Source organism: Corynebacterium sp. HMSC076C10 (assembly GCF_001812455.1).
Lineage (GTDB): Bacteria > Actinomycetota > Actinomycetes > Mycobacteriales > Mycobacteriaceae > Corynebacterium > Corynebacterium jeikeium_D.
Window position 1 is genome coordinate 1 of record NZ_KV809083.1, and the last position, 10,978, is coordinate 10,978.

The window sequence follows — 10,978 nt, forward strand, 5'->3', positions numbered from 1 at the left end:
TATCCATGATGCAATGACCGCCTGACCCTACCCCACGAAAGTGTCATAAACCTAGTCAGTAACTTGGGCACTAGCTCGGCCTCAAGCTCAGAAGGACCGGGGGATCCGGTCACACGGGTCCCGTAAACCACGCAAACTACAAAAACCACGCAAGCCCCAATAGTTTTTCCCCCGACTGGGTGCTCAGCCGAAAAGGAATGGAACCGCGAGGGCAATTTCCGCGCCTTATTAAATAGGGGCCACAAAACAGCGCCACAAAAATAAGGACGAAATAACTACCACGGGGCAACAGCCACAGGACAACAACCACGGGGCGGGGGAGAAATGGTCAACAAGAAACGCAAGCAACTGGTGGCGGACCAGTTTGGAATCATTAGGCCGGATGACCAGCCGGGGAATGGATACCGCGAGGTCGCAAGGCAAGCGCGAGCTGGTTATCTGGAGCGGCTTTGCCGAGGTCACTATGTAGTCGCGCACGCCTGGGAGGGGCTCCACCGCGAGAAACGCCTGGCTATTACTGCTTTGGCGGTGGTCTCCGAGACGTCGTCAGGCGTTATTTCGGGAGCTGCAGCGCTGGCCTTGCACGGTTCGTGGGTGCTGGTGCGCGATGCGAAGATTGTGGTCGTGGGCGGGAGTCAGGAGTTCCACGGCATCGACTATTGCATGCGCCTGCGCTCGGAGATCCATCTGGATCACACGCAGGGGCTCGCGGACCGGCGGGTCGCGGTGCTCGCGCGTGCGGCCTTCGATGAGTGTCGCGTCCGGTTCAGGCAGAAGGGGCCGGAGTCCGTGTCGTGGCGGGCGGCGGTGTTGGCTGTCGAAGGTGCGCTGCGGCATGGCGCCACGCGCGATCAGCTTGAGGAGCTCCCGGTGCATTATCCCAGCGTGCGGGGTCAAGAGCTGTTTCACCGTGCGCTCGCGGTCTGTCATGGTCGCTGCGAAACGGCCGGTGAGGCGCTGACTAAAGCCGCTCTTCTCGAGCTCGGACTGAAGTTCCACGAGCAAGCCGAAATCTGGACTCGCGGCACCAGCCACGATCCGCCGCACTTTCTCGCCCGCGTGGATTTTTATATCCCTGACCTGCTGCTTGTCGTGGAGTTCGATGGCCACATCAAGTATTCGGCAAGCGAGGTCGCGCCGACGCCCGCGGCTCAGTCCGAGCTCCTCACGCGGGAGACTTACCGCGAGCGTTCGCTGCGCGCAACGGGGCTGGATGTCGCGCGGGTGGTGTGGAAAGAGGTGGAATTGCACGCAGTTCGCTTATCGACGCTCCGTTCAATTCTCATCGAGCGCGAACGCGTGGTAGCCGCAGGTGGGGTGACTTTCCGTGCGGATGTGCGCAATGCTGGCCCGTTGATTGGGTAGTTGGGCCGAGGGGCCGCTGGATAGTTTGCCCCAAAAAGAAAGTGACTAGGTATATGACACTTTGAGCACAAATTTTGCCACGAAAGTGTCATAAACCTAGTCAGTAACTATGTGGAGTTTAAGCCAGTGCGCGGTTAACCGCGCTGGTGACTGCCTTCAGCGACGCGTAGGTGATGGAACCAGCGATGCCGGAGCCCCAGACCTTGGTGCCGTTGACATCTGCGAGGACGTAGGCCGCAGCCTCGGCGTCGTCACCTGCGGTGCGAGCGTGCTGGACGTATTCCTGGACCTCGACGTTGATGCCGAGCTTCTCCAGGGCGTTGGCGTAAGCGGCCAGCGGGCCGTTGCCGACACCCTCAACGGTCTGCTCCTTGCCCTCGTAGACGATGTGAGCCTTGATCTTGGTGGCGTCCGACTCGTTCTGAGGGGCATCGACAGTCAGAGCAATCTGCTCGAGCGGAGCCTCGCGGTCCAGGTACTCACCTGCGAAGATGTCCCAAATCGCCTTGGAGTTGACCTCGCCGCCCTCGGCGTCGGTGACTGCCTGCACGACGGAGGAGAACTCGACCTGCATGGAGCGCGGCAGGTTCATGCCGTGGTCCGTCTTCATGATGTAGGCCACGCCGCCCTTGCCGGACTGGGAGTTCACGCGAATAACGGCCTCGTAAGAACGACCGACGTCCTTCGGGTCGATGGGCAGGTAAGGAACTTCCCAGGTCACCGCGCGCAGGTCCTCGTCGGAAAGCTCCTTGACGGCAGCGCCCGGGCGGACCTTGTCTGCCATTGCGTCGAGGCCCTTGTTCACGGCGTCCTGGTGGGAACCGGAGAAAGCGGTGAAGACCAGGTCGCCGCCGTACGGGTGGCGCTCCGGAACGCGTAGCTGGTTGCAGTACTCGACGGTGCGGCGAATCAGGTCGATGTCGGAGAAATCAATCTGTGGGTCGACGCCCTGGGTCAGCATGTTCAGGCCCAGGGTGACCAGGCAGACGTTACCGGTGCGCTCGCCGTTGCCGAAGAGGCAGCCCTCGATGCGGTCCGCGCCGGCCATGTAGCCCAGCTCAGCGGTGGCGATGCCGGTGCCGCGGTCGTTGTGCGGGTGCAGCGACAGAATGATGGAGTCGCGGCGGTTGAGGTTGCGGTGCATCCACTCGATGGAGTCTGCGTAGACGTTCGGAGTGATCATCTCCACGGTCGACGGCAGGTTGATGATGATCGGGTTGTCCGGCGTCGGGTCGATGACATCCACCACGGCGTCGACGACTTCCTTGGCGTACTCAACCTCGGTGCCGGTGTAGGACTCCGGCGAGTACTCCCAGCGCCAGTTGGTGTCCGGGTAGTCCTTCGCGATGGTCTTAATCAGCTCCGCGGCGTCGGTGGCAATCTTCTTGATTGCGTCCTTGTCCTTACGGAACACAACATCGCGCTGCAGAATCGAGGTGGAGTTGTAGAAGTGAACGATGACGTTCTTGGCGCCGGCACATGCCTCGAAGGTGCGGCGAATCAGGTGCTCGCGAGCCTGAACCAGGACCTGGATGGTGACATCGTCCGGGATCATGTTCTTCTCAATAATCTCGCGCACGAAGTTGTAGTCGGTCTGGGAAGCGGACGGGAATCCGACCTCAATTTCCTTGTATCCCATCTGGACCAGCAGCTCGAACATGCGGCGCTTGCGCTCCGGGCTCATCGGATCAATCAGCGCCTGGTTGCCATCGCGCAGGTCGACGGCACACCACACCGGTGCCTTAGTAATGCGCTTGTCCGGCCAGGTGCGGTCCTTCAGCTGGAAGTCCTGAACTTCCTGGTCGTAAGGCAGGTAGCGGTTGGTTGCCATCTGGGAGTTGCGCTGCTTATTCCAAGCAGGCTGTCCTTCCGGAATCTCGCCAGCAGGAGTGGAGATTACAGAAGGAGCAGAAATAAAAGCGTCGGAAGGAGACATGTTGTGGGCCTTTCTAATTCGGACTTTTCTTTTAGGCCGGCACAACTTACCCCGCGACGGGGAGCCGGCCTTAAACCCAAGCCCCGCCGCGGCATAGAAGCAGTAGTCCGCGTTGCATGTGATGTACCTTACCCCGATGGTTATATGAATTTCATCATTCGGGGGTTTTAGTGGGGGAAATATGCTCAGCCATCCACCCCACCCATCGATAGTTCTAAAACTAGTACCAATGTATTTAGCGGGGTAAAGATGATAGCGTCCTTAAGGTGCAAACTAGCTGGTCTATTCTTAAGCGAGACTTGCGCCGTCTCCGCAATAGCCCAAGAGTGTGGGTAATCGTCATCGGCGTGATGATTACCCCTGCCTTGTACTCCTGGTTCAACATCCCAGGCTTCTGGGATCCGTACGAGCACACCGAGAACATTGGCGTGGCAATTGTGAATGAGGACAAGGGCGCGAGTTCCTCGGTTACCGGAAGCCTCAATATCGGTAACCAGGTGGTCAAACAACTAAAACAAAATCATGAACTGGGCTGGCAGTTCCCCGATGCAGAGAAGGCAGACCGAGACCTAAAGCGCGGCAAGGTCTATGCCGAAATCACCATTCCGCCGAATTTCTCGCAGGAAATGGTTGACCTGATTCAAGGGCAGGGGCATCCAGCAAAACTGACTTACCGCGCTAACCAGAAGATCAACGCGATCTCGCCGCACATCACGGCGCAGGGCGCGTCCGGTATTGATGGTCAGATTTCCGCTTCCTTTAATAAGGAGATTGCGAAGGCGGTCACCGAGGAGGTTAAGGAAGCTGGCGGCCTGCTGCAGGGCCGGTTCGATGCGGCTCGTCTCAATTCCGCTGACGCTTTCCAGGATGTCGCTGATGCGGTTGCCAATAGCCGCGATGAAGTCGGTGCTATCCAGGAGCAGATTGGCGATCTGCAGCCGACGATTGCGCAGATCAAGAAGACTCTTGGCAGCGTAGATACGGCCCTCGACGATGCCCAGGATGCGTTGACGCAGGTGCAGGCGATTACTGGTGAGCTCAACAACGAGGTCCTGAATTTCTCCGCGGATCTCAACGACGCCTACCTACAGGGCAGTACCGCCCTGGTAGAGGGCACCGGTAACGCCAATGCCGCGATTGGCGCGATGACCGGCAATCTGCAGGGCGCAATTTCCCGTTCGGATTCCGCGACGGCTGCGGCGGAGGACATCGTCAACCAGGCGGATCAGGTCATTGGTGGGCTGAACTCGCTGCTGGATGCCAGCCCGCTCAACGGCCCGGATAAACAGGCAATCCAGCGCACAATCGATGCGCTCGACGAGAGCAACGCCACCAATAAAGAGCTGGTGGAGGGCCTGAAGAATGTCTCCGGCTCGGCGCAGGGAACTCTCGACTCCCTCAACGCCACCAGCGAGGCGTTGGCGCAGGCCACTAAGGACGGCAAGGCTGCCTCGGATCAGATCCGCCAGGCGTCCAAGGACGCACTCCCGCAGTTGAGCAGGGCCCTTAATCAGCTCAACGCGCGCGTGGGTTCGTACGCGGCGGCGCTTGGCGCGCAAAAGGACACCGTCCGGGAAACGTCCGCGCTTCTCGACGCTACGAGTGGGCAGCTTTCCGCTGCGACTCAGGTCCTCGAGAGCTTCAAGGCTGACCTTGATGGCGTACGCGATGGCCTGGAAACCGCGCGTCTCGATGTTCTTACCCTGGGTACCACCGAAGAGCGCGAAGCCATGAACATGGTCAATGACCTCGACCCCGAGGGAATTTCGCAGTTCCTGAGCGATCCGGCCGAGATCCAGACTGAGGCCGTGTTCCCGGTGGATCACTACGGCTCGGGTATGGCGGCGCTGTTTACCAACCTGTCGTTGTGGATTGGTGCGTTCATTCTGATTGTGATTTTCCGCGTGGAAGTCGACGCGGAAGGTTTCAAGGAAATCACGGTGGGCCAGGCGTACATGGGCCGCACATTGCTGCTGGGCATCATCGCTACTTTCCAGGCGCTGATTGTCTCTATCGGTGACATCGTCATTGGTGTGCAGCATGTCAGCGCGGTTGCGTTCGTCCTCACCTGTGTCGTGGTGGAGTTGTGTTATCTCGCCATTATTTACAGTTTGGTGGCGGCGTTTGGCCACGTGGGACGTGGTATTGCCGTAGTGCTCGCGTTTATTCAGATTCCTGGCGCCGCCGGTCTCTATCCAATTGAGATGACCCCGGACTTCTTCCAGGCGCTGAATCCGTTCTTGCCGTTGACCTACGGCATTGATGCTCTCCGCGAGACCATTGGTGGTTTCTACTCGAATTACTACCTGAAGAACATGCTCACCTTGATGGCCATGGCAGTGGTCGCCTACGTGGTCGGTTACTGGCTGCGCCGCAGCCTGTCCTCGGTCAATGTCTTGGTTAACCACCAGCTTGAAGAGGGCGGACTGGTCAACAACGAAGAAGTCCACCTGGTCGGTAGCGGATACAAGCTCAGTGACCTCGTCTTTGCGCTGCGTAACCGCGAGGAGTACCAATCGCGAGTCGACGAGCGGATGGAGAATCTGCGTGGCAGCTACACGCTGTTCATGCGCATGGCCATTGGCATCGCCGTGGCCGCCCTGGTGGTGCTGGGTATTTTGGCCCGTAACTACCCGGATCAGAAGGCCCTGTTCTTCGGTCTGGCTTGCCTGTTTGTGCTGCTCTGCCTCGCCTACATCGCGGTGCGCGAGTACGTCAAGCAGTCTGTGATTCACGCCCAGGAGCTCAGCGAGATGTCGGAGGAGGAGCTGCGCGCCTACATGGAGCACCAAACTTCCCATCCGCATGCGTACTCGCTGGAAAATGCTGGTGATTCGTTTGAGCCACAGGCGAAGGTGTCGTCGGCAAGCGTGAAGACTTCCCCAGAAGGTGAAGCCTAATGAGAAACGTTCTTGAAATTGTGCGGAATGACTTTCGGGTGATCCGCCAGAACACGATGACCGGCATCATGGTTTTCGGTCTGGTGCTGATTCCGCTGCTGTTCACCTGCTTTAATGTGCTGGCCAGCTGGGAGCCGTTTGAGAACACCGAAAAGCTGAAGATTGCGGTCGCCAGTAATGACCGTGGTCATCGCACGGATATCGGTGCGATTGACGTCAACTTGGGCAATGAGGTGCTGTCGAAGCTGAGCCGTAACCACGAAATTGACTGGCAGATTACGGATTCTGAGGACGCCATCGACGGCACTAAGTCCGGTGACTACTACGCGGCAATCGTGCTTCCGGAGAACTTCAGTACTGAACTGATGACCTTCTACGTCCGGGGCACCAAGGCGCCAAAGCTGACGCTCTATACGAATGAGAAGAAGAACGCGCTTTCGTCAATCATTACGAGTAAGGGCGCGAGTGGCGTTATTCAGGAGATTGACAAGAACTTCACGCAGGTCGTCGCCAGTGTTGGGCTGGGCGTGATCACCTCGCTGGATGAGTATCTAAACACCTCCGACTCCAAGCAGGCACTGACGCGCGTGCAAAACCGCGTTGATGACACCGCCGCGCGGCTGCGCTCCGGTGCGCAGACTGCTCGTTCGCTGTCCACGCTGGTGGAGACCACCGTGCCGCTGGTGGAGACCGCGGATTCCATTTTGGAAAACGCTGGTGCGCGGATGGACATTCTGCGCAATGGTTCGGGTGACGGCAACGTCGCAGGCGATCTGGAAGCCGCGGTCGGCAATGTCCGCGACTCGGTTAGCACGGCGCTCGACGCAACGCAGTCGAGCTACGAAGGCGTGCGCGACCGCGTCAACGAGCTTGTCGACGGCACCCAGGCCACCAGCGGCGCGACCGCAGATACCTTTGACGCGATGGCGGCCAAATTCGGCCAGCAGGCCGATGGCCTGACTGCGATGCGCGACCGCCTGGAGGACACCGTTGGGGCAGTGGTTCCGGGTGTCGCTAAGCCGGGCTATGACCGCGCGATTTCCGATCTGAACACCTCGATTGCTCGCACCCGTGGGCTGCAGGAGAGTTTCTCCGCCGTGGCAGCGGATTTGCGTGGTGGCCGGGATACGGGATCGTCGATAAGCCAGGCGAAGGACGCTTTCACGGCTGCGATTGCCGCTGTGGAAAATGCCAAAAACTCCTACGAGCAGAACCTGCGCCCGCAGATCGACGCACTGTCGGAGCCGGTGTCGCGTCTGAGCAACGACATCGAGGTCATTGGCGAGGACATTCGCGGCATCCGCGGTACGATTTCCGGCTCGCCGGTGGATACGCTTCGTAAGACCAGCGCCGCCACGATGGGTCTGAGCAACCGTTTTGATGATCTGGCCGCTCGCTTCGACGAGATTCACAACGCGCTGGAAGAGGCGAAGGACACCGGTGACCTCTCGCGAATTGCTGAGGCCGTCGGTGATGACCCAAGTGCCCTGGCAGCGCAGTTGGCCGCGCCGGTGCAGGTCGAGGAAGACCCCGTCTTCCCAGTCCAGAGCTTCGGTGCGGGTATGGCGCCGTTCTATGCGACCCTCGCGCTGTGGATCGGTGCGCTGCTGTCGTCGGTGCTGATCCGCACCACGGTCCGTAGCCGCGACGGACAGAAGGTCGGCGATGATGAGGCCGAGAATGTGGTCAGCGATGCAGTCGATGATGCGCAGGGCGATGCAGCCAGCGATGAAATCGACGAGCCGACCAGTGACGCACAAATCAACGCTGCGCAGGCCGATGACTACACCCGCGTCGAGAAATACTTCGGCCGGTTCGCCACCTTCGCCAGCGTGGGCCTGGTTCAGTCCACACTGATGGTGTTGGGACTCCAGGTGTACGTGGGCATCGAGCCCGCGCACCGATTCCTGATGCTGCTGGCCGGCTGGGTGATTTCGCTGGTGTTTATGATGATCGTCTTCTCGTTCGTCTTCACCTTCGACAACGCCGGCAAGGCCATCTGCGTGCTGTTGCTGGTGATGCAGGTCTCGGCCGCAGGTGGCGCGTATCCGCTGCCGCTGGTGCCACAGTGGGTCCAGAACATTAGCCCTTGGCTGCCGGGTACCTACGCGATCGATATGTTCCGCAGCTCCATCGCCGGTATCTATGAGGCAGACTACTGGAAGCTGATGTTCATGTTGGCGCTGTTCATCATCCCGTCGCTGATTCTGGCGCTGGGCCTTCAGCGCATCTTTGAAAAGGGAATCAACGAGATCAAGAACGCAATCGAGGAGACGAAGGTGATGGCGACTTCGTAAGGGGGCCTAATCCTCCGCCTCGTCATTCTCTGTCTCGTCGCTCTCGCGCTCGGCCGCCGGCTCGCCCTTGCCGTCGCGCGAGAGCTTCCGCAGCCACCAAATCAGCAGCGCAATGATCACCGCCGCTGCTGCCAGGATGGCCCACATCCACCACTGCCACTGCGAACCGCTGCCGTCGAACACGGACTCCTCGTCAGGATCCATCGGCACCTGATGCCCCGTCACCAGCAGGCGGTGCGTGTTAATGCCGTAAGGCGTGCACGTAATCAGGGTGATCAGGTCTTCTCCGGGGACGCGTCGTAAAGCATCGGTTTCATCCGGCTTTACGACGGCTACGTCGTGGACCTCATACTTCAACTTGTGACCCGCGACTGCGATGTAGAACGCGTCGCCCTTCTTGACCTTGTCGAGGTTGTCCCACAGCGTCGCATTCTGCAGACCCGTATGCGCGGACAGCGACGCGTGACGACCTTCGCCCTCGCCCACGCCGCCGACCGGGAAGTCGGTGCCGTAGAGGTGACCGACACCGCGCGAGAGCGACTTTTCCGACGTGCCATGGAAAATGGGCAGGTCAGAGTTGATGGACGGGATGACGATGCGGCCGAGCGCGTCGGTCTCGCCAAGCACGTCGAGGTAGTGGCGGTAGCGCTGGTACTCCGGGGAAGACTCGTCATCAGAGGTGGTCCAGGCATCGCCCGGATTGACCTCGCCGAGGCTGGCGTTGTACTCATGGGCCTCGTTCCAGGCGGTGTCCAAGACCTCAGGAGGAGCGGATTTCTCCAGCTTGGAGTACTCATCTGCGGCGCGGGCCTGCAGGAAGTTGTTCCACTGCGTTGCGACAACCGGGTACAGCAGCACGCCCAAACCGCCAATGATCAACAGCAGGGCGATGATGGTGTTCGAGTTGAGCTTCTTGCCCTTTTGGGGCTTTGCTTTGGTGTTGGTTGCAGCGCTGGCGTTGGTGTTGTTTGCGCGTTCGGACTTCCGCTTAGATGTCGGTTTGGGTGCCCGCTTGGAAGTTGCCCGCTTGGAATGGGAATGACGCCCCATCGAGTCCTACCTTTGGTGACCTTGTGCATAGCGGCCACGGGTCTTTCTCACCAGGGACAGTTCCCGGGCAGGGATAGCCAGGCCGACAAATCGCTAACGACTTAATAAGTGCACATACCAATTTAGGTCATGCAACCCGGGAGAGCTGAACTCTACTCACCGTGCTGTGGCATCGGTGGAATCTGTGGTGGTGTTTGCGGTGCTTGTGGTGTCGGTGTCTGCGGTGTCTGCGGTGTTTGCGATGCTTGGGGCGCTTGTGGCGCTTGTGGAGGTGGCCTCTGCCGGCCGAGCCGCCAGGGCAATAGTGGCAGAAATCATGGTCACCAGTGCGATGAACAGCGCCACCCACTGCACACCAACCGCCTGGAAGCGCTCACCAAGAACGATGTATCCCAAGCTGAAGGCAACGATCGGCTCCACGACGGTCATAGCTGGTAGCGAAGCCTGCAACGGTCCCGCGTTAAAAGCCGCCTGCTGCAGGCCGACGCCAATAACCGCCAGTGCTACCAGCAACCAGAGTTCCCAGGAGAGCAGGAGTTGGACGAGTCCGTCATTGACATAAGTATCGACCACCGACTTAGACAGCAGCGCGACGAAGCCGTACAGCCAGCCGGTTGCCGTGCCGAGCAGCAGGGCTTTCGGGTTCTGGCGCAGCACTCCGCGCTGTTTGGTGTCTGAGCCGCCACCGGCGCCGGTGCCGGTGTTGGGCCACTGAACTGCAGCGGCATAAAGCCCGCAGGTGACCACGCCACCGACGGCGAGAGCCCAACCCCACAGGTAGGTGGGGATATCGGTGGAGCCGGCAGTCGGCTTGCCGAGCAACACCAGCGTCGCCACCGCAAAAGTAAGCGCCACGGACCAGATCATCTCTGACCGCGAAATACGCCGACCATTGACCTTCGCCGCCAGCGGGAGCGTGAGCATCAGCTTCATGACCAACAACGGCTGCACCAGGAGCAACGTGCCAAATGCCAACGCCGCGACTTGAAATACATACCCGGCAATTGCCAGACCCGAGCCCAGCCACCAGCGCGGCAGCTTCAGGGTCTTCGCCACTCCGCGAAGTGTGCTGGTGCCCTCTTCCAGTGTTCCGGAGAGGTTGTGGCGGATGACGGTTCCCCACGCGATGCTGAGTGCGGACAGCAGTGCCAGTATCGCGGCGAGAAGGTCATTGTTCACGTAGGAGATGCTAGGCACGCAACACTTGTCATGTCCACTTCGCAGGGGTTGAGCGGGGCAGTGGTTGGTGCCCGCAGCGCCTCGGGAATTAGCTGGTTCGGCCAAGAAGCTGACTGAGCTCGGGCCGGGGAGCCCGGAGTGGAGCTGGCTGAACCCGGAGTTCCTGGCACAGTACCGAGAGTTACTGACTAGGTTTATGTCAGTTTCGAGGCATTTTATGGCCGGTAGGGTCAGGCGGTCATTGCATCATG

6 protein-coding genes are annotated in these 10,978 nt (G+C 59.8%); 3 read left to right on the top strand and 3 right to left on the bottom strand.

Annotated features, from left to right (window positions below; genetic code table 11):
- The first annotated feature begins 324 nt into the window (after positions 1 to 324).
- Positions 325 to 1,365, top strand: coding sequence for a hypothetical protein (locus HMPREF2857_RS00005; RefSeq protein WP_049193462.1), 1,041 nt, complete (start codon positions 325 to 327; stop codon positions 1,363 to 1,365).
- Positions 1,366 to 1,483: 118 nt separating this feature from the next.
- Here the strand turns inward: HMPREF2857_RS00005 and leuA are convergent, their stop codons facing one another.
- Positions 1,484 to 3,301 (bottom strand): 2-isopropylmalate synthase, encoded by a 1,818-nt coding sequence (gene leuA / locus HMPREF2857_RS00010; RefSeq protein WP_070642000.1) that lies wholly within the window; start codon positions 3,299 to 3,301, stop codon positions 1,484 to 1,486.
- 266 nt (positions 3,302 to 3,567) lie between these two features.
- On the opposite strand from leuA, the gene HMPREF2857_RS00015 reads away from it, so the two are divergent.
- The gene (locus HMPREF2857_RS00015) at positions 3,568 to 6,201 is read left to right on the top strand and encodes a YhgE/Pip domain-containing protein (RefSeq protein WP_070642003.1); all 2,634 of its coding nucleotides are present in this window, start codon (positions 3,568 to 3,570) and stop codon (positions 6,199 to 6,201) included.
- Entirely contained in the window at positions 6,201 to 8,498 is a 2,298-nt protein-coding gene (locus tag HMPREF2857_RS00020) for a YhgE/Pip domain-containing protein (protein ID WP_070603620.1), read from the top strand. Before HMPREF2857_RS00015 ends, HMPREF2857_RS00020 begins: the two co-directional genes overlap by 1 nt.
- A gap of 6 nt (positions 8,499 to 8,504) precedes the next feature.
- On the opposite strand, the gene HMPREF2857_RS00025 is transcribed toward HMPREF2857_RS00020, so the two are convergent.
- Both HMPREF2857_RS00025 and HMPREF2857_RS00030 read right to left on the bottom strand, forming a co-directional pair.
- On the bottom strand, positions 8,505 to 9,548 hold the full coding sequence (locus HMPREF2857_RS00025) for a class C sortase (protein WP_070642006.1): 1,044 nt from the start codon (positions 9,546 to 9,548) through the stop codon (positions 8,505 to 8,507).
- Between the two features lie 156 nt (positions 9,549 to 9,704).
- A complete protein-coding gene (locus HMPREF2857_RS00030) occupies positions 9,705 to 10,727 on the bottom strand; it encodes a DMT family transporter (RefSeq protein ID WP_246819554.1) in 1,023 nt (340 codons plus the stop codon).
- Positions 10,728 to 10,978 lie beyond the last annotated feature (251 nt).